Source organism: Teichococcus coralli (assembly GCF_009829925.1).
In the GTDB taxonomy this organism is placed as follows: Bacteria; Pseudomonadota; Alphaproteobacteria; order Acetobacterales; family Acetobacteraceae; genus Pseudoroseomonas; species Pseudoroseomonas coralli.
In genome coordinates, this window is record NZ_SNVJ01000023.1 from 38,580 (window position 1) to 60,423 (window position 21,844).

General features: G+C 71.9%; 26 protein-coding genes and 1 pseudogene. 10 read left to right on the forward strand and 17 right to left on the reverse strand.

Going from position 1 to position 21,844, the window contains the following annotated elements:
* The first annotated feature begins 19 nt into the window (after window positions 1–19).
* A complete protein-coding gene (locus E0493_RS19755) occupies window positions 20–1,765 on the forward strand; it encodes a hypothetical protein (RefSeq protein WP_160938982.1) in 1,746 nt (581 codons plus the stop codon).
* Window positions 1,766–1,794: 29 nt separating this feature from the next.
* Here the strand turns inward: E0493_RS19755 and E0493_RS19760 are convergent, their stop codons facing one another.
* On the reverse strand, window positions 1,795–2,199 hold the full coding sequence (locus E0493_RS19760) for a hypothetical protein (RefSeq protein WP_160938983.1): 405 nt from the start codon (window positions 2,197–2,199) through the stop codon (window positions 1,795–1,797).
* Window positions 2,200–2,298: 99 nt separating this feature from the next.
* Here E0493_RS19760 and E0493_RS19765 point away from each other — a divergent pair, with 99 nt between their 5' ends.
* Window positions 2,299–3,123 (forward strand): S1 family peptidase, encoded by an 825-nt coding sequence (locus E0493_RS19765; protein WP_160938984.1) that lies wholly within the window; start codon window positions 2,299–2,301, stop codon window positions 3,121–3,123.
* Between the two features lie 20 nt (window positions 3,124–3,143).
* Here E0493_RS19765 and E0493_RS19770 read toward each other — a convergent pair whose 3' ends face one another.
* Window positions 3,144–3,821 (reverse strand): hypothetical protein, encoded by a 678-nt coding sequence (locus E0493_RS19770; protein ID WP_160938985.1) that lies wholly within the window; start codon window positions 3,819–3,821, stop codon window positions 3,144–3,146.
* A 267-nt stretch (window positions 3,822–4,088) separates the two neighbouring features.
* On the opposite strand from E0493_RS19770, the gene E0493_RS19775 reads away from it, so the two are divergent.
* Both E0493_RS19775 and E0493_RS19780 read left to right on the forward strand, forming a co-directional pair.
* Window positions 4,089–4,475: a hypothetical protein gene (locus tag E0493_RS19775; protein ID WP_160938986.1), complete on the forward strand. Its 387-nt coding sequence runs from the start codon at window positions 4,089–4,091 to the stop codon at window positions 4,473–4,475.
* Between the two features lie 184 nt (window positions 4,476–4,659).
* On the forward strand, window positions 4,660–4,998 hold the full coding sequence (locus E0493_RS19780; RefSeq protein WP_160938987.1) for a hypothetical protein: 339 nt from the start codon (window positions 4,660–4,662) through the stop codon (window positions 4,996–4,998).
* A 63-nt stretch (window positions 4,999–5,061) separates the two neighbouring features.
* Here the strand turns inward: E0493_RS19780 and E0493_RS19785 are convergent, their stop codons facing one another.
* The 4 genes from E0493_RS19785 to E0493_RS23960 are packed head-to-tail and all read right to left on the reverse strand — an operon-like array spanning window position 5,062 to window position 8,638.
* Window positions 5,062–6,186, reverse strand: a complete 1,125-nt coding sequence (locus E0493_RS19785; RefSeq protein WP_160938988.1) for a flagellar basal body P-ring protein FlgI — start codon at window positions 6,184–6,186, stop codon at window positions 5,062–5,064.
* Between the two features lie 13 nt (window positions 6,187–6,199).
* On the reverse strand, window positions 6,200–6,547 hold the full coding sequence (locus E0493_RS19790) for a polysaccharide deacetylase (protein ID WP_160938989.1): 348 nt from the start codon (window positions 6,545–6,547) through the stop codon (window positions 6,200–6,202).
* A gap of 28 nt (window positions 6,548–6,575) precedes the next feature.
* Entirely contained in the window at window positions 6,576–7,658 is a 1,083-nt protein-coding gene (locus E0493_RS19795; protein ID WP_160939020.1) for a flagellin, read from the reverse strand.
* Between the two features lie 23 nt (window positions 7,659–7,681).
* Window positions 7,682–8,638, reverse strand: coding sequence for a FlgK family flagellar hook-associated protein (locus tag E0493_RS23960; protein ID WP_367614554.1), 957 nt, complete (start codon window positions 8,636–8,638; stop codon window positions 7,682–7,684).
* A gap of 62 nt (window positions 8,639–8,700) precedes the next feature.
* Between E0493_RS23960 and E0493_RS23560 the strand changes: the two genes are divergently transcribed.
* Window positions 8,701–8,865: a hypothetical protein gene (locus tag E0493_RS23560; RefSeq protein WP_235913907.1), complete on the forward strand. Its 165-nt coding sequence runs from the start codon at window positions 8,701–8,703 to the stop codon at window positions 8,863–8,865.
* Window positions 8,866–9,068: 203 nt separating this feature from the next.
* Here the strand turns inward: E0493_RS23560 and E0493_RS23565 are convergent.
* The 10 genes and pseudogenes from E0493_RS23565 to fliF all read right to left on the reverse strand — a co-directional run.
* Window positions 9,069–9,137, reverse strand: a pseudogene (locus tag E0493_RS23565) (hypothetical protein); the annotation flags it as partial.
* An 88-nt stretch (window positions 9,138–9,225) separates the two neighbouring features.
* A complete protein-coding gene (locus E0493_RS19805) occupies window positions 9,226–10,674 on the reverse strand; it encodes a flagellar hook protein FlgE (protein ID WP_160938990.1) in 1,449 nt (482 codons plus the stop codon).
* Window positions 10,675–10,786: 112 nt separating this feature from the next.
* Window positions 10,787–11,710: a flagellar motor protein MotB gene (locus E0493_RS19810; RefSeq protein ID WP_160938991.1), complete on the reverse strand. Its 924-nt coding sequence runs from the start codon at window positions 11,708–11,710 to the stop codon at window positions 10,787–10,789.
* 60 nt (window positions 11,711–11,770) lie between these two features.
* Window positions 11,771–12,481, reverse strand: coding sequence for a hypothetical protein (locus E0493_RS19815; protein ID WP_160938992.1), 711 nt, complete (start codon window positions 12,479–12,481; stop codon window positions 11,771–11,773).
* A 14-nt stretch (window positions 12,482–12,495) separates the two neighbouring features.
* On the reverse strand, window positions 12,496–13,524 hold the full coding sequence (locus E0493_RS19820) for a flagellar motor switch protein FliG (protein ID WP_160938993.1): 1,029 nt from the start codon (window positions 13,522–13,524) through the stop codon (window positions 12,496–12,498).
* The gene (locus E0493_RS19825; RefSeq protein ID WP_160938994.1) at window positions 13,521–13,889 is read right to left on the reverse strand and encodes a hypothetical protein; all 369 of its coding nucleotides are present in this window, start codon (window positions 13,887–13,889) and stop codon (window positions 13,521–13,523) included. The genes E0493_RS19820 and E0493_RS19825 overlap by 4 nt, the downstream gene beginning before the upstream one ends.
* Window positions 13,886–14,656, reverse strand: a complete 771-nt coding sequence (gene fliP / locus E0493_RS19830) for a flagellar type III secretion system pore protein FliP (protein ID WP_160938995.1) — start codon at window positions 14,654–14,656, stop codon at window positions 13,886–13,888. The genes E0493_RS19825 and fliP overlap by 4 nt, the downstream gene beginning before the upstream one ends.
* Before the next feature lie 209 nt (window positions 14,657–14,865).
* The gene (fliN, locus tag E0493_RS19835; RefSeq protein WP_160938996.1) at window positions 14,866–15,147 is read right to left on the reverse strand and encodes a flagellar motor switch protein FliN; all 282 of its coding nucleotides are present in this window, start codon (window positions 15,145–15,147) and stop codon (window positions 14,866–14,868) included.
* Window positions 15,144–15,830: a FliH/SctL family protein gene (locus E0493_RS19840; RefSeq protein ID WP_160938997.1), complete on the reverse strand. Its 687-nt coding sequence runs from the start codon at window positions 15,828–15,830 to the stop codon at window positions 15,144–15,146. Before E0493_RS19840 ends, fliN begins: the two co-directional genes overlap by 4 nt.
* Window positions 15,827–17,425, reverse strand: coding sequence for a flagellar basal-body MS-ring/collar protein FliF (fliF, locus tag E0493_RS19845; RefSeq protein ID WP_160938998.1), 1,599 nt, complete (start codon window positions 17,423–17,425; stop codon window positions 15,827–15,829). Before fliF ends, E0493_RS19840 begins: the two co-directional genes overlap by 4 nt.
* 237 nt (window positions 17,426–17,662) lie before the next feature.
* On the opposite strand from fliF, the gene E0493_RS19850 reads away from it, so the two are divergent.
* From E0493_RS19850 to E0493_RS19865, 4 genes are read left to right on the forward strand one after another with little or no spacing between them, the layout of a single operon-like run.
* Window positions 17,663–18,196, forward strand: a complete 534-nt coding sequence (locus E0493_RS19850; RefSeq protein WP_160938999.1) for a flagellar basal body-associated FliL family protein — start codon at window positions 17,663–17,665, stop codon at window positions 18,194–18,196.
* A 3-nt stretch (window positions 18,197–18,199) separates the two neighbouring features.
* Complete coding sequence (locus E0493_RS19855) at window positions 18,200–19,291, forward strand: FliM/FliN family flagellar motor switch protein (protein ID WP_160939000.1); 1,092 nt, start codon at window positions 18,200–18,202, stop codon at window positions 19,289–19,291.
* Window positions 19,292–19,301: 10 nt separating this feature from the next.
* Entirely contained in the window at window positions 19,302–19,895 is a 594-nt protein-coding gene (locus E0493_RS19860; RefSeq protein ID WP_160939001.1) for a hypothetical protein, read from the forward strand.
* Between the two features lie 5 nt (window positions 19,896–19,900).
* On the forward strand, window positions 19,901–20,602 hold the full coding sequence (locus E0493_RS19865; RefSeq protein WP_160939002.1) for a MotE family protein: 702 nt from the start codon (window positions 19,901–19,903) through the stop codon (window positions 20,600–20,602).
* Window positions 20,603–20,735: 133 nt separating this feature from the next.
* Here the strand turns inward: E0493_RS19865 and E0493_RS19870 are convergent, their stop codons facing one another.
* Complete coding sequence (locus tag E0493_RS19870) at window positions 20,736–21,407, reverse strand: hypothetical protein (protein ID WP_160939003.1); 672 nt, start codon at window positions 21,405–21,407, stop codon at window positions 20,736–20,738.
* Window positions 21,408–21,450: 43 nt separating this feature from the next.
* Here E0493_RS19870 and E0493_RS19875 point away from each other — a divergent pair, with 43 nt between their 5' ends.
* On the forward strand, window positions 21,451–21,738 hold the full coding sequence (locus E0493_RS19875; protein WP_160939004.1) for a hypothetical protein: 288 nt from the start codon (window positions 21,451–21,453) through the stop codon (window positions 21,736–21,738).
* Window positions 21,739–21,844 lie beyond the last annotated feature (106 nt).

Sequence of the window (21,844 nt, forward strand, 5' to 3'; positions counted from 1 at the left end):
GCGGACGGAGAGAACACCCATGGCACGGGCAAACGGGGCGGCACGCAAGACCAAGGCCGCGACACGCATGCAGAGCGGCAGGATCGTGCAGGTGCAGGGCCAGAACCCGGACGGTCCCGCCTTCTCGATCGAGCTGGTGACGCCGGCGGGCGCGACCGAGCTGCTGCAGCGCAAGCGCCCGAGCGCCGCCGAGAACCTCAACGCCATCAACGCCTATGCCGAGGCGATGGGGGAGGGCCGCTGGATCCTCAACGGCATGCCGCTCATCCTCTCCCGCACCGGCGTGCTGCTGGACGGCGTGCAGCGCCTGCGCGCCTGCATCAAGGCCGGCGTGCCCTTTCTCACCGTGCTGGCGCAGAACATCCCCGACGACGTGCTGCACACCATCGACCAGCAGCGCCGCCGCTCCTTCGCCGGCGTGCTGGAGGCGCGCGGCGTGCCGCACGCGCATGCCCTGCAGTCCGCCCTGGTGAAGCTGATCCGCTACGACGACGGCAAGATGCTGCGCGGCGCCGGCACCGCCTCCTGGTCGCGCATGGACCGCGTGCTGCGCGCCAATCCCGACCTCGAGCAGGCGGTGAAGATGTCGCTGGAGAGCGAGGCCACCGTGCTCTCCGAGGCGGTGCGCACGCCGCTGCTGTTCATGGGCTTCCGGGTGGACAAGACGGCGACGCGCCGCTTTCTCGACGCCATCGCCTGGCCGGAGAAGTATTCGCCGATGGAGCCGGGCGCGCGCATCCGCGACCTGATCGACATCACCCGCGGCGACCCGGCGACCCGGCTCAAGCCGGTGATGCTCTTCGCCCTCTGCATCAAGGCGCTGAACGCCACCTTCAGCGGCGAGCACCCGCGCTCCTACACCTGGATCGACCGGACCGCCAACCCGACCAAGGGCGAGGAGTTCCCGGCGCTGCTGGGCTATTCCGGCCTGAACGACCCCGGCCATGCCGACGACACCGAGGAAACCGCGCGCAAGCTGCGCGACGCGGTGGAGCGGCTGGCGCAGGAGGAGAACGTCTATCCGCTGGTGATCGAGACCATCGCGCCGCAGACGGCCGAGGCCTATCTCGGCCACAACACGCGCAACCGCAAGATCGTCGCCGCGCATGTGGACGCCATCGCCCGCGACATCCGCGCCGGCAACTGGATGATGAACGCGCAGCCGATCTGCTTCAGCCGCTCGGGCCGGCTGCTGAACGGCCAGCACCGGCTTTCCGCCGTGATCCAGGCGGGCGAGGCGATCGAGGTGCCGGTGATGCGCAACCTCCCCGAGGAGGCCTACGACACCTACGACATCCACGCCAAGAAGGGGCCGCAGCTCGGCGCCGCCTTCGACAGCTTCGGCGACAAGCCGCTGATCGCCGCCGCCGCCGTGCTGCTGTGGAAGCATGAGCTGAAGCCGGCCGGCACGCGCAACGCCAAGCCGACGCCGGCGGAGGTGATGCGCATCGTCGAGCAGCACCCGCGGCTGCTGGAGCTGCGCACCTTCGGCCGCAAGATGATCGAGTTCGGCCGCGGCTCGGTGCTGACCTATGCCGCCTACTGCATCGAGCGCGACGACCCCGAGCTCGGCCGCATCTTCCTGGAGCGCTTCGAGAGCGGCGCCGACCTGCCGCGCGGCCACCTGATCCTGGAGTTGCGCCGCCGCATGCAGATCCTGCGGCGCGAGCGGACCAGCCAGGAGGAGCAGCTGCGCGAGCTGATGAGCGCCTGGAGCCGGTTCAAGGAGAAGCCGGACCTGGAGCGGCTGAGCGCGACGGCCTGACGGGGCAGCGGAGCCGGCGCCGGCCCGCCTCAGCGGAGCCGCCGCAACTCCATGTCTTCCGCGGCCCTCTCCGCCTTGCGCGACGCCTCGCGCGCCTCGCCGTGCCGCTGCGCCTGCAACGCGAGTTCCAGTCGCTTCAAGGCGGCGAAGTCTTCCGCCAGGGCGGCGCGGATCGCTTCTTCGCGCTCCTGCCGCGCGCCGAGTTCCTCCAGCAGACGCCGCCGCTGCCGCGCCGCGGCGCGCGACCATGCCGCCCAGCCGGCCATGGCCTCGGGGTCGCCCGCCGCGCGTGCCCGCTCCGCCGCCAGCCGGGCATCCTGCTCCGCCAGCGCCGCCTCCGCCGTCAGCCGCGCCTGCTCGGCCGCCGCCAGCACCAGGCGGCGCTCGTCGGCCCGCTGGCGGGCCAGGCGAATCAGCAGGGGAAAGCTGCGCATGCGAAAACCCTTTCGGCGTGCGGGCCGCAGGGCAGCCCTAGCCCTGCGCGAAATGTCATGGTAGGTAATATGCGTTTTTCGCAAGAAGGTCGAGGCCGAATGGGAGCTTGGCTGCGCTGGCTGGTTGCGGGCGTGGGGGGAATGGTTGTCGCGGCCATTGCGCTTGGCCTGGCGGGACCGGGCCGTGCCGCCCGGCCGATGGCCCTGCCGCAGGCGGAGGGCCCCGAGCGGATCGGCGGCTCGGCCTTTCTGGTGGCGCCCGGCCTGCTGGTGACCAATGCCCATGTGGCGCTGCGCTGCCGCGCGCAGGGCCGCTCCCTGGAAGTTGCAGGCCAGCCGGGCGCCTGGCGGGTCCTGACCGAGGATTCCAGCACCGACCTGGCCCTGCTCGCCGGCCCTGGCCTGGGCGGTTCGCCGCTGTCCCTTTCCGCCGCGCAGCGCCTGCCGCCCGGCCTGCCCGTTCTGGTGCTGGGCTATCCCCTCCGCGATGGCAACCCCGGCGCCCTGCAGGCCAGGCCCGGCCAGATCCGCCGCGCCGCGCTGACGGTGCACGACCCCGAGACCGGCCGCGCCATCAGCTTCGTCATGACCGACCGCAGCGGCCACGAGGTTCCCGCGCGCTGGGAGGATGGGCTGCGCTATTTCGGCGCCGACAAGGCGGACCGGCTGCGCTGGCGGCTGGAGATCGACGCGCCCTCCAGCGGCGGCAGTTCCGGCGGCCCGGTGCTGGACGCGGCGGGCAACGTGGTCGGGGTGGTCTATGCCGGGGCGCGCGGCCTCACCTCGGCCGTGCCGCTGGAAGACCTGCGCGAGTTCCTGGCCCGTGCCGGCGTGGCGCCGCTGTTCCGCACCGCGGCGGCGGCGCCGGACTGGCAGGCCGTGCAGGCGCGGGCCGCGCAGGCGACGCACCGCATCTCGTGCTGAGGCGGAGCGGCGAGGGCCGCTCAGGCGGCGGCCGGTTCGCGGCGGTCCGGCAGGCTGGGCGCGGGGGCCGGCAGGGCCAGCGTTCCGGCACGCCCGCACAGCGCCGTCACCTGCAGCGCCAGCCCGTCCTCGCCCGCCTCGCGCAGGGCCAGGGCCACCTCCTGCAGCGCCAGGTCGAGCGACAGGCAGTCCGGCGCGTCCTCCCGCGACAGGCAGGGTGCGGAACGCGGCGGGCCGGCGGGCGCGGCGGCATCGTGCAGGACCCAGAGTTCCTGGCGATAGGCGCGGATGGCATGCGGCGCATGGGCCGCCCCGCCTCCGGCCCGGCTGGACATCAGGTAGCGCCGCCCGCCGGCCGCGTGGCGCTGCTGCAGCCCTGGCTGCCCCTCGACCTCCTGCCAGGCCGCGCTGCCGGCCAGCGCCAGCAGCGCGGCGCGCCGCCGTTCCGCCAGCGGCGCCTGCAGCACGGCCCGCGCCGCGGCGGCCACGCCGACGGCCCGCATCTGCCGGCCGATCTGCAGCAGCGTGTCGCGCAGCGCCGCCTCCTCGGCCGAGGCCGGACCCTCCACCGGGCAAACCCGGCCCGGATCGAGGTAGTCCGGCAGCAGCACACCGATGTCGCGCCCGAGCCGAAGCATCCAGAGCTGGTCCAGTGCGCTGTTGGCAGCGTTCAGCAACAGGTTCAGACCGAGCGGCATCATCACCTCCATGCCTGACGCGAAAGAGGGCGCAGAGGGGCCGGGTATGCCGCCGTTCTGGCTTGCTCATCCGCTTTCAGCGAATGATGGAAGTATGACCAACAAGCCTTAACAAAGGCTGATCATCCTCGCGGGTCGCGCAGGCCGGCACAAAGCCGTGTGAGGTGCCGGAACGAGAGGCGGACCATGGGCGTTGCCTTTTCCAACCTGCAGGGGGCCGCGGAAGCGCGCCTTGCCGCCGACCAACCCAGTGAGCAACTGCCGATCATGCCCCGCGTGACCCCTCCTTTCGTTCCGACCCATGGCCTGCGGGCCGCCGTGGCCACCCTGTTGCTGGCCACAACGGGAAGCGCCTGGGCGCAGGGGCCGGAAGTGCCGCACCAGTTGCCGCCCGTCGCCTCCATCCCGCTCCGTCCCGACAGCTTCGACGTGCGCGCCTTTGATCCGCTGGGCATGCCGGCCGTCCGATCCCCGGCGATCGCTTCGGCCACGCCGAAAGCCGGGGAGGCGCCGCGCAAGACGGAACAGGAAAGCCATCAGGAGGCAATCCTGGCAGCGCTGCCGGGGGCCGGGCCGGTGGGCGCCACGCCTGGCCAGGCCGCGGGAATGTTCAGCAACGGCTGGACCCGGGACGGCTTCGGCAGCCTGCGCTGAGCCGCAACAGGCTGGAGGGGCCGCCGGGCGGGAAAGGGGTTCCGTGCCGAGCCGGATGCCGCGCGGACAATACAAAATTTGAGACACTGTCTCTATTTCTGCTCCGCCCTGCTGCCGCCAATATGGCACGGGTTGCCGGGCCGGCGCGGATCGGCCCCGGTCCTTACGCGTCAGGGGAGACGGAATGCCGCAGGTCTATGGAAAAGGGTTCGTGGTCGTGCACGCCGCCCTGGGGCTGTATGTCGGCCGCACGCCGAGCCTGTCCTACTGGTCCAAGCTGGACGCCGGCGGGCGGGACGCGGTCGCCACCTTCCCCTCCGAGGCGCTGGCCCGGTGGCATGTCGAGCTGTGGGAAGGCGGCTGGCCGGAGGACGACGCGCAGGCGGAGCTGGTGCTGCATCCCGTCACCATTGACCGCCCCGGCGGCTGGGCCAGCATCGCCGCCCTGCGCGCCGCCGGGCTGGAGGCGCATCTGGGCGAGCTGGCGCATCCGGGCTGGAAGCGCCCCGCCGGCCAATGCTGACCGGCCAACGCTGACCGGCCAATGCTGGCCGCCTGGGGATGAACGGCCGGGCGCCGCGCCGGCTCAGATGAACTGCAGCTCCGCGTGCAGCGCGCCGGCCGCCTTCAGCGCGGTGAGCACGGAGATCAGGTCGCGCGGGGCGAGGCCCAGCGCGTTCAGCCCGTCCACCACGTCCTTCAGCGTCGTGGCGCGCGGCAGGGAGACGAGGCGCTTGCCGCGCTGGTCGTCCACCTCCACCTGGGTGCGCGGCACCACGGTGGTCTCGCCGTTGGAGAAGGGCGCGGGCTGGCTGACGATCGGGCTCTCGGTGACGCGGATCACCAGGTTGCCATGGGTGATGGCCACCGGGTCGATGCGCACCTGGGCACCGACGACGATGGTGCCGGTGCGCTCGTCCACCACCACGCGGGCCGGCGTCTCCGGCCGGATGGTGAGGGATTCCATCTGCGCCACCAGGTTCGGCAGCCGGTCGCGGAAGCCGGGCGGCACCCGCATCTCCACCGTGCCGAGGTCGAGCGCCGTCGCGGCGCCGGTGCCGAAGCGGCCGTTGATCGCCTCCTCGATGCGCACCGCGGTGGTGAAGTCCGGGGCGCGCAGCGCCAGGCGGATGGTCTCGAAGTCGCGCAGGTTGACCGGCACCTCGCGCTCCACCAGCCCGCCGCCGGGCACCTTGCCCTGGGTGGTGACGCCGCTGGAGATGCTTTGCGCCTGGCCGGCCGCCTGGAAGCCGCCGACCACCACCGGCCCCTGCGCCACGGCATAGACCTCGCCATCGGCGCCCATCAGCGGCGTGACGATCAGCGTGCCGCCGTTGAGGCTCTTGGCGTCGCCGAGGGAGGAAACCTGCACGTCGATCGGCGTGCCCTGCCGCGCGAAGGCCGGCAGCGTCGCGGTGACGATGACGGCGGCGGTGTTGCGGGTCTGCACCCGCGCATCCGCCACGTTGATGCCCATCCGCTCCAGCATCGCGGCGAGGCTCTGCTGGGTGAAGGGGGTGTTGCGCAGCTGGTCGCCGGTGCCCTGCAGGCCGATCACCAGCCCGTAGCCGATCAGCTGGTTGCCGCGAACGCCTTCGATGGTGACGACATCCTTGAGCCGGACCTGGGCCAGCGCCGCCCCCGCCGGGAGCAGGACCCCGAAGGACAGCGCCGCCGCCAGCAGCAGCGCGGCGCGAGAGGGGCGAGGCATGGCCACCCCCCCTTCAGGCGCTGTAGCGCAGGCCGGCGGCGGCGAGGGCGGCGGTCGGCATCCGCTCGGGATCGAGCCCGAGCAGCGCGCGCATCGCCTCCAGCGCCTGCCGCGCCTGCAGCTGCCACTGCGCCCGCAGGCCGGGAGCGCTCGGGCGCGACGCGTTCAGCCGCTGCATCGCCTGCCAGAGCCGCACGGCGGTGTCGCGCGCCGCCGGCGTGGCCAGCATGAAGGCCTCCGCGCAGGCCTCGGTGCCGCAGTCCAGCGCGGCGCCGATGCTGGCATAGACGGCGATGTCGTCCACCTCCAGCGCCAGGGGAACGAAGGCCTGCTCGGGGGCCTGGGCGGGGAGCGTGTTCATGTCCGGCTTCTCCGTTCGGGATGAGGGATCAGAGGTAGTTCACCAGGCTCAGCTTCGAGAGCTGGGCGGTGATCGAGTAGGTCGCCTGCAGCTGGATCTGCAGCGTGCTGATCCGGTCGGAGACGGTGTAGTAGTCGACGCCTTCCAGATCGTTGATCTGCGCGGTCGCGGCGGTGACGGCGCGGTCCTGGATCTCCGCCACCTTGTCGAGCCGCTGCTGCTTGCTGCCGAGGATGCCGGCGGCGACGGTGAGCTGCGCGCGGGCGCCGCGCATCAGCTCGCCGGCCTGGTCGAGCAGCGCCTGCTTCGCCTCGCCGGACAGCTTGCTGTCCGGCGCGTCCAGCGTGGAGAGCAGCGAAAGCGCCTTGAAGGCGTCCTTGAAGGCCGGGTTGTCGGCGCGCATGTTGTAGCTCAGCGTTTCGCCCGCGCCGATGCGGATCAGCGAGGGTGCGTCGGATTCCGCGTCGCTGCTGCCGGCCATGCTGGTGCGGCTGGTGGACTGGTAGACCAGCCCGTAGAAGGAGGTTCCGGCGCCGGTGTCGCGGTCGGCATTGGCGAACATGGCGTCGAAGTCGCCGATCAGCGCCGCCGCCTCCGCCCCGTCCAGCGCGCCGGCCACGCTCGCCGCAGCGTCCAGCCGCGCCGCCGCCCAGTCTGTCAGGCGGGTGGAATCCGCCAGCGGCGGAGCGGCGCTGTCGGTGCCGGCGAACAGGTTCTGGCCGTTCCAGCTCGTGTTCAGCAGGTTGGTCATGCTGGCGAGCATCTCGCGCGCATTGCTGGCGATGATGTCGTAGCCGTTGCCCTTCAGCGCATCCACCTTGAGGATCTCGGGCGACATCTGGTCCATCAACCCGCCCACCGAGGTCAGCGCCGTCTGCATCGCCGTCAGCCGCTGCCCGGCCAGGCCCGTGCCGTTCTTGATGGCCTCGCCCTGCTGGACGTCGTCATAGAGCTTGTAGAGCAGCGAGGCGCCGACCCCGAGCTCGCGCGCCGGATCGGCCTTGCGGCCGGAGGACATCTCGGCGGTCAGCACCGCGAGGTTGTTCTGCAGGTCGCGCAGCTGGGCCTGGCGCCCGAGCGAAACCCCCATGGGAGCGACACGATCAACCATCACCTTTGCCCCTTGCCACGCCGTCAGCGGATCTGCGTCAGCTCGTCCAGCATGCTGCTGGCGGCCTTGATGACCTGCACGGAGGCCGAATAGGTCTGCTGCACCAGCAGCAGGCGCTGCAGCTCGTCATCGACGTTCACCGCGGTCTTGTTGGTCAGGTCCTGGCGCGCCTCCAGCGCCAGGCTGGAGCGCGTCTCCGCCCGGTCGGTCCAGACGGCGCGCGTGCCCTGCATCAGGCCGACGCTCTGCGAGGCCGCCTCCGACAGCGTCATGCTGCCGGGCAGGCCGCTCGCGGCGGCGTAGCCGCGGTCGGCATCCATGGCGTCGAGCGCGCCCAGGATGACGCTGTTGTCGCTGGCCAGCCCCGCGCCGGCGGCACCCATGCCGGTGCGCAGGCGCCAGAGCGCGCCCCCCTGCTCCGGATCGGCCGCCGGGTTGAGGGCGATGTCACGCGCCAGACCGAGCACCGGACTGCTCGCCGGATCCCAGCTCGACACCGTCGGGCGGGTGAAGAGGCCGAAGGGCTTGGGTGCGGTGCTGCCAAGCGTCGGGTCGGCTTCCTGGAAGGCGTCCACCAGCCGGCCCGCCACCTGGTCCAGCATGTCGGAGAACTGCGGCAGGGTTTTATCGCGCAGCTTCAGCGAGGCGGCGATGGAGCCGCTGTCGGAAAGCCGCAGCGTCTGCCCCCCGACGGTGATGCCGGAGAGCTGCGCCGGATGGCGCGCCTCGGCCGGGATCGCGGGGGTGTGCGTGAAGTCGAGGTGATGGACCGTGGTGCTGTCGTAGATCGTGCTGCCGCCCTCGGTCATCAGCACGAGGCGACCCGGCCCGTTGTCGTAGACGCGCACCGGCAGCTTGGCGCTGATCCCGGCCAGCAGGGTGTCGCGCTGGTCCTCGTATTCGGCGGTGGAGGCGCCGCGGGCGCTGGCCTGCGCCATGTTGCGGTCCACCTCGGCCAGGCGGTCGAGGGCGGTGTTCACCGCCTCCACATCGCGCGCGATGTCGAGGTCCGCCTGCGCGCGCGCCGGAAACGGCGCCGTCCATGCCGTGCAGCGTGTCCACCAGGTCCTGCGCGGCGGCGAGCGCCTGCGCCTGCGCCACGGTGTTGTCGGCGGCGGAGGACAGCGTGGTCATCGCCTCGCGGAAGGCGCCGAGGCGCGAGGACAGCGAGCGCCCGTCCGAGGGCTGGCCGATGGCGTTGTTGTAGGCCTCGAGCGTGCCCTGCATGCGCAGCGCATAGGCCTCGCTGGCATCGGCGGTGCGGGAGGTGGCGGCCAGCGCGGCGTCGGCGGCGCGCGTGGTGGCGCCGGTGCTGACCCCCGAGCCGGCCCCGGCGACCAGCCGCTCGCTGCGCGGCATCTCCCGCCGCACATAGCCCGGCGTGTTGGCGTTGGCGATGTTGTTCGCCAGGATCATCGACTGGCGCTGCTCGGCCGCCAGGGAGGACAGGGCGTTGGAAAGGGCGCCTTGAATGCTCATGTCTCGGCTTCCGGTGGCTGGTCTTGGTCCTGCGATTATTTTTCGCAGGGCATGGCGGCGGAGGGGCCGCCGCCATGCCCTGGCGGGCTCAACGCTTGAGGTTGGTGGCTTCCTCCAGCATCTGGTCGGCCGTGCGGACCACCGATGCGTTGGAACTGTAGGCCCGCTGCGTCTCGATCAGGTTGGTCAGCTCGGTGCCGATATCGACATTGGAGGATTCCAGCGCGCCGCCCGAGGTGGTGCCGGCCGCGCCCTCGCCCGCCGTCAGCAGGCGCACCGCGCCGGCCTCGCGCGACATCTCGTAGGCGTCGCCGCGCACCGGGTTCAGCCCGTCGGCGTTCGGGAAAACGGCGAGCTTGAGCTGGTAGATCGCCCGCGACTGGCCGTTCGAGAAGGTGGCGACGACCTTGCCGTCATCCTGCACCGAAACGCGCTCCAGCAGGCCAAAGGCGGAGCCGTCCTTCTCCACCTTCACCGGCGTGTAGTTGCCGGCGAGCTGGGTGACGCCGGAGATGCTGTCGAGCGTGCCGACCTTGATCGGCAGGTCCACCGCGCCGCCCGCGACCTTCACGGTCAGCGTGCCGTCGATGATGCTGTACATCCCCTTGGCGGTTGTTGGGGTGGCGCCGTAGTCCCCGGGATTGGGCACGGTGCTCAGCACGGTGCCGGTCGCCCTGGTCTGCGCCCCGGTCTCGTCAACCAGCGACTTGATGGTTCCGGCCTTGTTGGCGCCGGCCGTCTCGTTCCAGAACTCCATGCCGATCGAGCCGACCAGGCGGCTGCTGTCCGTCGCGTCGCCCGTTCCGGTCGCGCTGTCGAAGATCTCCAGCGTCCATTGGTTGGAGTTCTGGGTGGGCGGCGTGGCGGGCGGCGTGACCGTCGCGTCGGCCACCACGGGCGTGAAGCGGTAGGTCAGGGTCTGGCTGGCGCCGAGCGCGTCATAGTAGTCAACGCTGCTGACGAACGCGTTGTGGTCGGGCTTGATGTCGCTCGGAGCGGTTTCCGTCGAAGGCAGGTTGGCCCAGAAGGTCATCTTCGTCGTCGGCGAGGAGGCGACGGAGGTGTTGCTGACGTTGACCGTGGTCAGGCTTTCCAGGTTGTTGTCACCGAGATTTCCCACCGGCAGGCCGTCGGCGCCGAGCTGCACGCCCTGCAGGTAGTAGCCGGCGGCGTTCACCAGGTTGCCGTTGGCGTCGGGGCGGAAGGAGCCGGCGCGGGTGGCGAGATACTTGCCGCCGCTGGCGCTCCCCTCGTTCACCACCAGGAAGCCGTTGCCGTTCACCGCGATGTCGGTGTCGATGCCGGTGCTCTGCACCTGGCCGACCTTGCTGATCTCGACGCGGTTGTGCGCGGCGGTGCCGGCCAGCGCGGTGGAGCCGCTGCTGGTGCCTTCCAGCACCAGGCTCTCGAACTGGGTGTCGACCCGCTTGTAGCCGACGGTCGAGCTGTTCGCGATGTTGTTGGAAATGCCGGCCAGCTTCTGCGCCTGGGCGTTCAGGCCGGAGGTGCTGGTGCGGAGTGCGTTGATGGCCGTCATCGGCGGTCCCTCAGCAAACGAAAGGATGCGGGAGCGGCCGGCGTGGAGCCGGCCAGATTCAGTCGGGGACCGGCGCCGGCTTTTGCCGGCGGACCGGAGGCTGCGCGGGGCTTCACCGCCGCGCCTCACCAGAATTGCGGCGTGCTGCCGCGCGCGCCTCGGCCACCACGTCGGACCGGAGCACGGTGATGGCGATCCGCCGGTTGCGCGGATCCTCCGGCGCCTCCGGCAGCAGCGGCTCCACCGCCGCCTTGCCCTCGACGCGGAACATCCGCCGCGCCGGCACGCCGACCCGCTCCAGCGAGCGGCGGGCGCTGTTGGCGCGGTCGGCGGAGAGTTCCCAGTTGCCGTAGCTGCCGCGCGAGAAGGACTGGCCGTCGGTATGGCCGGCCACCACCACCTCGTTCGGCACGCTGACCAGCACGCTGCCGACCACCTCCAGGATGCGCGACAGGCGCGGCGTCGGCTCGGCGCCGCCGGGCTGGAACATCGCCGCGCCGTCGCGGTCGAAGATCTGCAGCCGCAGCCCCTCGGGCGTCATCTCGAGCTGAATGTTCTGGGCGAACTCGTGCAGGCTCTCGGACTGCATCTGCCGCTCCAGCTCGGCCTTCAGCGCGTCAAAGCGCTGCCGCTCGATCGGGTCGCGCTGCGCCGCCGCCTGGGACGGCGCGGCCTGTGGCGCCTCGCCCTCGCCCGCCGCCTCGCCGCCCTCGCGGTCCTGGCGCAGCCCGCCGTCGCTCACCGGGGTCAGGGAGTCCTGGTGGGATTCGCCGGCCACCAGCACCGAACGGCCGCCTTCCAGCACGCCGTTCCCGGCGGGCAGGTCGAGGATGCTGGAGGCGGTGAAGAACTGCGCAATGCCCTCGCGCTGCGATTCCGTGGTGGAGGACAGCAGCCACATCACCAGGAAGAAGGCCATCATCGCCGTGACGAAGTCGGCGTAGGCGATCTTCCACTGGCCGCCATGCTCGTCGTCGTGGTCGCCATGGTGGCGCTTGACGATGATCGGGCGTTTCGGGTGGTCGTCGGCGCTCATGCGGCGGGCTGGCCTCTCTGCGGGGCGAGGCCTATCTTTACATCCGTCATTTTTCGCATTTCAAGTGCCACGATCCTGTTGCGTGTGCCGCACCGTCAGACTGCCCTGCAGCCGCAGCCGCTGCAGCAGCGCGGCGAAGGCGTCCGAAAGGTCGGCCGCCACCACCCGCGGCAGGGCGCGTGTGGTTTCCAGCACCGCGTCCAGCCGCGCATCCTCCATCCGGGCGCGGATCTCGACGCGGCCGCTGGCCGGCAGGTCCAGCCGCGCCGCCAGCACGTGCCGGTCCCGCAGCCGCTGCCGCCGCGCCTGGTCCGGCCGCCAGAACAGGTCCAGCCAGGCGAGGCCGCCCTCGGGCGTCAGCAGCGGCACCTGCCGGCCGCTCCAGCGCGAAGGGTCGCCCAGCGTGGCGGGCGGCAGGGGGGGCGTATCGAGCACCGCCGCGGTTTCCTGCGGCGGCTGGCCCAGCAACTCCGCCAGGGCCTGCAGGCGCCCGGCGCCGAGCCAGCGCCGCACGTCCGGCCGCAGCATCGCCAGCGCCAGCGGCAGCACGAGGCCGGCGGGGCCGCCCGGCAGCAGCGCCTCCAGCCCGGCCCGGCGCAGCGCCGCCGCGTCGAGCCGCGGATGCGCGGCCGGCTGCAGCGGCCCATCCGCCTCGCCGAGCGGCGGCAGGGCACTCAGCGCGCGGGCGGCGGCGGCATAGCCGGCGCCCGCCTCGCGCTCGGCCGGCGCGGCGACGGGCGAAACCGGGGAGAGTGCCTTTTCCGAGCTCATGGCACCGTGCCCCCTCACTCGCCGCCGATCTCATCCTCCTCCAGGATGAAGATGCGGCCTTCATCGGAGAGGCGCTTGGCGATGGTGATGATGTCGGTCTGCGCGTCTTCCACCGTCTTGCGGCGCTGGCCCGGCATGTTCTCGATCTCCTCGCGCATCAGCGTCGCCGCGCGGGCCGACATGCTGCCGAGGAACAACTCGCGCAGGTCCGGCGAGGCGGCGGTGAGGGCGATCTGCAGCTTGTCCACCGGACATTCGGCGACCAGGGTGGCGAAGGTCGAGCGGTCCACGCGGATCAGGTCGTCGAAGGTGAACATGATGCGCTTGATGCGCGAGGCGGCATGCGGCTCGCGCGCCTCGATCTGCTTCATCAGCTGATCCACCAGCGACTTGTCGGCGCGGTTCATGATCTCCGCCACGATCTGCGAGCTGTCGCGCTCGTAGCTGCGGTTGAGATTGGTGATGAACTCCTTCTGCAGCGTCTGCTCGATGTCCTGCAGAACGCCCTTCTGGATGCTGTCCATCCGCACCATGCGCAGGATGATCTCGTCCACCGAGGCCTTGGGCAGCAGCGCCAGGACGCGCGCGGCGTGCTGGGCCGGCAGCTTGGCGAGGATGACGGCGGCGGTTTGCGCCAGCTCGGTGCGCAGGTAGGTGGCCAGCACCTCGGGCGAGATGTTGGCCAGCTTCTCCCACATGGTCTTGCCCTCGGGACCACGGATCTCGTCCATGATCTCGCTGACCTTCTCGTTCGGCAGCAGGCGGCGCAGCAGGCGCTCGGTGCTCTCGGCCGTGCCGATCACCGCCCCGGTGCGTCCGACCTCGTTGCGGAACCGGCCGATCACCCGCTCCACCTGCTCGATGTCCACCTTGCCGAGATTGGCCATGGCGCGGCTGACGACGCGGATCTCGGGTTCGTCCAGCCGGTCGAACAGATTCTGGATGCGCTCCTCGTCGAGCGCCATGAACAGCACGGCGACGTCGGCCAGGGGATCGGCCTTCTCGACGGGGCGCATCGCGCGGCGCGATTCGGGAGCTTTCATCGGGGGGCACTCCGCAGCGGAGGTTCGGGCCGCATCCGCGGCTGGGAATCGGGCCGCATCCGCGGCAGGGAATCAGGCCGCATCCGCGGCAGGACGGGCTCAAGGCGGAGCAGGGGCAGCAGCAGGATGGCGAGCACCGCCGGCAGCTCGGGCGGCAGGCCGCCGCCGGGCTCCAGCCGGGCCAGCATCTCGGGCAGGTCGGCCTCCGGCGGCAGCGGCGCGCCCTGGCTGGCGGCGATGCCGCGCAGCTGTTCCTCCAGCGCGGCGCTGTCGGCGACGGTCTCCTGCGCCAGCGCGAGGCGCAGCCCCGAGGCCAGCGCACGGCGGCGGCGCGGGCGCGGCGGCGCGGCGGCCGCGCCGCTCATGTGGCGAAGCTCCGCGTCAGCGCGCCGGCCACCAGCGACCAGCCATCCACCAGCACGAAGAAGATCAGCTTGAAGGGCATGCTCACCACCACCGGCGGCAGCATCATCATGCCCATGCCCATCAGCACCGAGCTGATGGCGATGTCGATCGCCAGAAAGGGCAGGAACAACAGGAAGCCGATCTGGAAGGCCTTGTTCAGCTCGGAGATGATGAAGGCGGCGGAGAGGATGTGCAGCGGCACCGCGGCGCGCAGCCTGGCATCCTTCACGGCCTCCTCCGACGGCGCGGCCTGCGGCGCGTCCTTCGCGCCTTCCGGCGGCTGCCACTTGGCGATGTCGATGAACAGCGCCAGGTCATGCGGCCGCACATTGGCCTCCATGAAGCCGCGGAAGGGCTGGATGGCGCGCTCCGCCGCCATCTCCTCGGTGATGGCGCCGTCGAGCAGCGGCCGCCCGGCGTCGTTCCAGACATGCTCCAGCACCGGCGCCATGACGAAGGCGGAGAGGAACAGCGACAGGCTGACGATCACCGTGTTCGGCGGCGACTGCTGCAGGCCGAGCGCGGTGCGCAGCATGGAGAGCACGACGACGATGCGGGTGAAGGAGGTCGCCACCACCAGGATGCCCGGGGCGATGGTGAGCAGCGTGGTGGCGACGATCAGGCCGACCACGTTGGTGGTCAGGCTCTGCCCGCCGCTGGCCACCGCCTGGGCGCCCTGCGGGCCGAGGCTCAGCGAGACGCTCTGCGCCCAGGCGGGCGACGCCATCACCAGGAAGGCCAGCGTCAGGAAGGCGGCCTTGAGGAGGGCTTTGCCCCCCCCAAACTCCCCCCACCAGGAAACCGGGTTTCCCGGACCTTCCGAACGAATGGCGGGGTCCGGGGTGACACGGTCACCCCGGCGGAGGGGTCCAGGGGAGGCGGCGCCTCCCCTGGCCATCGCGAGCGGCATTCTGCGCGCCATTGTTCGGGGTGTTCTCAGCCGGCCGAGGAAACGATTTCGGTGATCGAGATGGACAGCCGCCCGTCATCGGTGATCTGGATCTCGCCGCGGGCGATCAGCCGCTCATTGGCCATCAGGTCCACCGGCTCGCCGACCTTCTTGTCGAACTCGATGACCGAGCCGCGGCTGAGGTTGAACAGCGCGGCCATCGGCAGGCGCTTGCTGCCCAGCACCACCTGCACATTCACCGGAATGTCCATGATGCGCGGCTTGCGCTCGGTCAGGAACGGGTTTTCGGGCGTGGCGCTCTCACTCACGACGGGTTCTCCTGTGCGGCCGCGGCCGCGTCTGTCTGGGTGGGGCCGGGGGCGCCCAGGATGGCGAGCACCTGCGCCCGCAGCGCGGCCGGATCATAGACAAGGCCGCCGCCGGCCCAGGCCGCCTCGGCCTGGCCTGGCGGCATGGTGTTGTCGGGCAGCAGCCGCAGCCGGCCGGCATCCTGCGGCTCGCCCGGAAATCCCTCCGCCTGCGCGGCGGCCAGCGTGCCGGGATGGGCGCGCAGGGTGATCGCCTCGGCTTCGCGCTCGGCCAGCGCCGCCGCCAGCAGCGCCGCCACCTCGCCGCCGGCGGCGCGCGCCAGCAGCACGGGAAAGAGCGCCTCCAGCGCCGCCACCACCGTGGCGCGCAGTTCGGCGTCGAGCCGCCGCCGCTCCTCGGCGTGGTCGGCCAAAAGCTTTTCCAGCGCCACGGCAGCGGCGGCCGCGCCCTGGCGGCCGCGCTGCGCCAGCTCGGCCCGCAGGGCCTGCTCCGCCGCGGCGTGGCCCTCGGCCTGGCCTTCGGCGCGGCCACGTGCCAGGCCTTCCTCCAGGCCGCGCTGCCGCCCCGCCTCCATCGCCGAGGCACGGATCCGCTCCTCGGCCCGCAGCCGCGCGGCGGCGCTGCCGTCCTCGTCGGCGACCAGCGCCAGCAACGGGGGTGGCTGGAAGGGGCGCAGCATCATGCCGGCGTCCCTTCCTCGATCCAGGCGCGGACCACCGCCAGCGCCTCATCCGGCCGCTGGTCGATGATCTCCTGCAGGGCGGAAAGGGAGGACAGCCGGATCTGGATGTCCTGACCCACCGTGGCGATGGCGTCGTCCATGCTGTCCGCCTGGGCAGCGGCGGCGGCGGCGGCAGCGGCGGCGGTTGCGGCCGCCGCGGCCTCGGCCACCAGGCGTCGCTGGCGGCGCCGGAACAGCAGGCTGGCGGCGCCCGCGCTCAGCACCAGGCCGCCGCCGATCATCGCCAGCTGCAGGCCGCTCAGCCGCACTCCGTCCGCCTCGGCCGAGGCCAGCGTGCCAAGCCCCTCCTCCGGCAGGAAGTGCAGCGTCTCAACCGTCACGATGTCGCCGCGCTTCTCGCTGAAGCCGACCGCGGAGCGCACCAGCGCCGCCAGCCGGTCCAGTTCCTCCTTGGGGCGCGGCACCGGCTTGCCCTCGGCATCGGTGGCCTCGCCCACCACCACGGCGACGCTGACGCGCTTCACCGCGCCGGGCTCGCGCACCGTTTCCTCGACCTTCGAGGAGATCTCGAAATTCACCGTCTCGTTGCGGCGCTGGCTGGAGGAGGTGCTGCGGTTGGCGTTGTTGTTCACCTGCTGGTTCGGCAGGTTCTGCCCCACCGTCACCGGCGCCTGGCCGCGGCCGTCCTCGCTGTTCTCCTGCTCGGTCTGGGTCTGCCGGCCGCGCTCCACCTGGCCGAGCGGATCATAGGTCTCCTCGCGCGCCACGGTGCGGGCGCCCTCCACCTCGATCGAGGCGACGGCCCGCACCCGGCCGCGGCCGAGGATCGGCTCCAGCAGGTCGAGCACCGCCTTCTGGAGCGCCTGTTCCTGGGCCATGCGAATTTCTCCGATCCGCCCGGCCATCGCGCCCGGCCCGCCATCGGCCGCCAGCACGATGCCGGATGGATCAACCACCGAAACATCCTCCTGCCGCAGCCGCGGCACGGCGCCGGCCACCAGCAGCCGGATCGCCGCCGCCTGCGCGGCGCCGAGCCGCTGCCCGGCATGGGTGGTGACGGTGATGGAGGCGGTGGGCGGCGGCGCATCGCGCGAAAAACTCTCACGCTCCGGCAGCACGATATGCACCCGGGCGGTGCGCACGCCCTGCATGGTGATGATGGTGCGCGCCAGTTCCCCTTCCAGCGCCCGCAGCCGCTGCACGCGCTGCATGAAGGAGGTCATCTGCATCGGGCTGGCTTGGTCGAGCAGCTCGTACCCGACCCCTCCCTGGCGCGGCAACCCTTCGGCGGCGAGCTGCATGCGCAGCCGCGCCACCTGATCGGCCGGCACGAAGATGGCGCCATCGCCGCGCGCCTGCACCGGCACCTTCAGCTCCTCCAGCCGGGCGGCGATCCGTCCGGCATCGGCGGCCTCCAGGCCGGCATAGAGCAGGCCATCGGGCGCGTTGGCGGAGCGTGCCACCAGTGTCACGGCGATCAGCGCCGCCAGTCCCACCGCCACCAGAGCGCCAATTTTCGCAGGGCCGAGCCGCCTGAGCGTGGCGCCCAGCCCTCCCAGATCGAAACCAGGCCCCAGGGTCCGAACTTGCTGCATCGACCTTCTATCGCCTCATGCTGGCGCGTGCCCCGACCGGCTTTCCGGCGCATCCTTGCCCGATGCGCCGGGGCAGCCGGGCGCGACACCCAGACCCCCGTTCCCATTCGCCTGCCACTCTATGCGAGACATCCTGATTGGATGTTTTTAGCATGGCATGCGAAGACGTGTCGGTTTATACCTTCGCCCACTCCGCTTGTCGCGCGAAAAATCGCAATCGCCGGGAGAACCACGATCATGGCCTCACCCCTCGCGGAGAATTCCGCGAAAAATCCCGAAAAGCCGGGACGCAAGGGCAGCAGGCGCCGCCTGCTGCCGGTCCTCATCCTGTTGCCCCTGCTGCTCGGCGGCGGCGCGGCCGGCATCTGGTTCCTCGCCCCCGGCGCGGCGGAGGCCGTGCGCCATCTGGCCGGCCTGGACGCCACGCCGGATGAGGGCGGCGCGGCAGCCGCCCTGCCGCCGGCGGGCAGGCCCAGCTTCGTCGAATTTCCGGAGATGACCCTCTCCCTGCCGAATGGCGGCCGGCCGCGGCAGCTGCGGCTGAAGCTCGCGGTCGAGGTCGAGGGCGACCCCGCCATGGTGCAGGCCGACCTGCTCAGCCCCCGCATCTACGACAGCCTGGTGCTCTACCTGCGCACCCTGCGCGACAGCGAGATGGAAGGCGCCCTGGCCATGGACCGGCTGCGCGGCGACCTGCACCGGCGGCTCGACCTGGTGCTCGGCCCGGGCCGCGTGCGCGACGTGCTGATCACCGGCTTCGTGGTGGCCTGAGGCATGAGCGGGACGAACGAGACCGGCGGCGCCGGGCCCGACCCGGTGGCCGATCCGGTAGCCGATCCGGTAGCCGACCCGGTGGCCGACCCCATGGCCGATTGGGGCGCCGCCGGCGTCGCCATGGGCCAGGGCGACATCGACGACCTGTTCGGCGGCCCGGAGCCGGTGGCCGAGGAAGGCCCGCGGCGCGGGCTGGAGGCGCTGGTCGGCGGCGCGGTGCGCTACGAGCGGCTGCCGATGCTGGAGATCGTGGTGGACCGCCTGGCGCGGCTGATGACCACCTCCAGCCGCAAGTTCACCGCCGACAACGCCGACGTGGTCATCGACCGCATCCGCCCGGTGCGCGTCGGCGCCTTTCTCGACACCATCACCCTGCCGGCGCTGATCGGCGTCATCCGCATCGAGGAATGGGACGGCTACTGCCTGGCCGCGCTGGACTCGCGGCTGATCGGCTCGATCGTGGACATCCTGCTCGGCGGCCGGCGCAACGCGCTGCAGCCGATCGAGGGCCGCCCCTACACGCCGATCGAGCGCACCTTTGTCGAGAAGTTCGTCTCGATCATCGCGCAGGACATGAGCAAGGCCTTCGAATCGGTCTCGCCCGCCGAGTTCCGGCTGGAGCGCTTCGAGATCACGCCGGGCTACGCGATGATCACCAAGCCGACCGCCGCGGCGCTGACCTTTCGCGCCGAGATCACCATGGAAGGGCGCGGCGGCTACATCGACTTCCTGCTGCCCTACACCTCGATCGAGCCGGTGCGGGACCTGCTGAGCCAGGAGGTGCTCGGCAAGAAGCAGGGCGGCGACACCATCTGGCGCAACCACCTCGCCGAGGAGCTGCCGCGCGCCGGCATCGAGCTGACCGCCGTGATCGAGCGGCGCGTGATGTCCTTCTCGGAGGTCGCCGCCTGGCAGCCCGGCTCGGTCTTCGTGCTGGACCGGCGGCAGGAGGATCCGATCGAGGTGTTCTGCCAGGAACTGATGGTCTGCCGCGCGGCGATCGCCAGCAAGGACGAGCGCGTGGTGCTGCGCGTGGAGGAGTGCGTGATCGACAGAAGCTGGCCGGGCAGCGCGCCCGGCCAGGAAGCCTGAGGAGAATCCCATGACGCTGACACAGATCCTCGACGCTTCGGCCCTGGCGGCGCTGGTCGCCCAGGCCGGATGGATCGGGCTGCTCTACCGCCGGATGGGCCGGCTGCGCGCGGCGCTGGAAGGCGCCGGCGACGTGATCGGCCAGCTCGACGCGGCCTCGCGCCGGCTGGACCACTCGGCCGGCGGCATCGTCCAGAAGGTGCGCGACGGCATCGGCGAGGTGGACAGCAAGCTCGGCGCCTGCCGGCGGCTGGTGCAGGAGCTTTCCACCGCCTCGCGCCAGGCCGAGGAGGTGGCCGCCCGGCTGGACCAGGCGCTGCGGCAGAACCGCAAGCTGCAGAGCGCCCGCGCCGCCGCGCCGCCACGCGAGCTGGTGGAGCCGCTGGGGCTGGCCGAGCGGCTGGCCGGCCGTCCGGCGCCCGCCCTTCCCGAGCCTGCCGCCTTCGGTCCGGCGCTGCTGACCCTGGCCGCCGAGCCGGACGTGCTGGCCTCCGCCATGCCGGACGAGCCGCCGCTGCGCAGCGTGCTGGCGGCGGAGCTGCTGTTCGCCAGCCCGGCGGCGGCGGTGCCGGAGGCGCGCACCATCCGCGTGAAGCTGGATTGAGCCGCATGACCCCTGCGCCCGCCTTCAACCCTTCCCTGCCGCGGCGGCGGCTGCGCTCGCTCGCCGGCCTGCCGCTGATGGCGCTGAGCCTGGCCGCCCTGCTGCCCGGCCGCGTCGCCGGGCTGAGCGAGGGCGGCTTCACCCTGCCGCGCCTCAGCGTCACGCTGCTCCAGGCGCGGGAAGCGCCCGCCGCCCCGATCCCCATGGCGCTGCGCGAGGGCGTGGTCGCCCGGCCCACCGTCTCGCCGGTGCTGGCCGGCGCGGTGCGGCCCAATCCGCTCGGCGAGGAACGCCCGGGGGAAAGCCGGCTGCTGATGGAGGTGTCCCGCCGGCAGGCCGAGATCGATCAGCGCATGCGCGAGCTTGAGGCACGCGAGGCCCGGCTGCAGGCGGCGGAGCAGCTGGCGCGCGCGCAGATCGCGGAACTGGCGCGGCTGCGTCAGGAAATGGAGCAGATGGTGGCGCGCGAAAGCACGGCCGCCGAAGGCGACGTCGATGCGCTGGTCGCCCTCTACGTGAACATGCGGCCGCAGCAGGCGGCGAAGGTGATGGAGCGGCTGGAGGCGCCGCGCGCCGCGGCGATCCTGCTGAAGATCCCCGAGCGGCAGGCAGGCCCGATCCTGGCGCAGATGGAGCCGCCGGCGGCGCTGGCGGTGACGCAGGAAATCGCCGGGCGCCGGGAGGCCTTCCGCAGCCCGACCCCCTGATGGAAGCGGGGTGCCAGGTCGGGGGGAAGGAATTCCTCCCGACCTTCCCTAAGCTTGCTTCTGCCGCCTTTCTTTTGCCGCTGGGCGGTGCGCTTCGGGCGGCAGCAGGGCGGGGCTTTCCCGGCTCTGCCGCTCAGGCCTGGGTGGAGCGGCCCTGGCTGACCTCGCCCAGCAGCGCGTTCGCGGTGACGGCACAGAGCGCGTGGCTGCCACGGGCATCGTGAAGGGCATAGCCGCCCTCGGCCAGGGCCGTGATCCGTCCCTGCGGCGCAGGCAGCACGAATTCCAGGTCGCAGTCCAGCAGGCCGGCCGCCTCCCGCAGGGCAGGATCGTCGGCCTGGGCCATGCCCTGTCCCGTGAACAGGCGGCGCGAAAGGGTGAGCACGGCATCCAGCGTGGCCGCCTGCGCCAGCCGAACCGGCGCATCCGGCGGACCGGCGCGGCGCAGGTCCAGTTGCCAGGGAAGGTCGTCAGCCTCCGTGCGAGCCAAGTCCAGGCACCATTCACCCTGCCGGGCGCACCAGGCCAACGGGGCCGTGCTGGCAAAGCGCACCACGCCCGCCAAGGTCTGCGGAGCCGCCGGCAGCGGCTCCACCTGCAGCCGCAGGGCAGCAAAGCGGCGCCGCATCAGGTGGTCGCGCCGGCCAAGCCAGGCGGCGGCGGCGGCACCGGCCGCCAATCCCACCAGGCTGTGCCAGCCGGGCGCGGGCAATGCGGGTCCGGCGCCCAGGCTGGCGCCCAAACCAGCCATCCCCAGCAAGGCGGCCGCCGAGAATGGCCGGGTGAAAGAAAGATGCTGCGGCATGGCGACTTCTCCGCGGGAACCTGGACAGGGTGAAAGAAGTCGCATGAATTCCACAATTTTTCGCAAACTTGCCGAAAGGCCCGGACACCTCGTTTCATCCGGGGCTTCATCCGGGCGCATTCGTGCGATTTTTCTCAAATCCGCCGCGTCGCTTGCGCTCGCCGGCCGCCGTTCTCCCGCGGCCGTTCGATCCCGCCGCGCCCCAAGAAGGCAGATCGATCGCCCGGTTCCATCCCCGCTCCGCCGCCTGCCGGTCTTTCACGGCCGCGTGCCGCTGGCCTTTCTGGGATTGGCGGAGCAATGGGCGGCCAAGGCCGATGCAGCCGCCTGACCCGGCATCGCAGAAGCGGGATGGCCTTGCGGGGGCGGGGGCGGGGGCGGGGGCGGGCCTGCGCACGCCTCCGCCTGGAAGGTTGCAACGCGTGCCTGCGGCACCT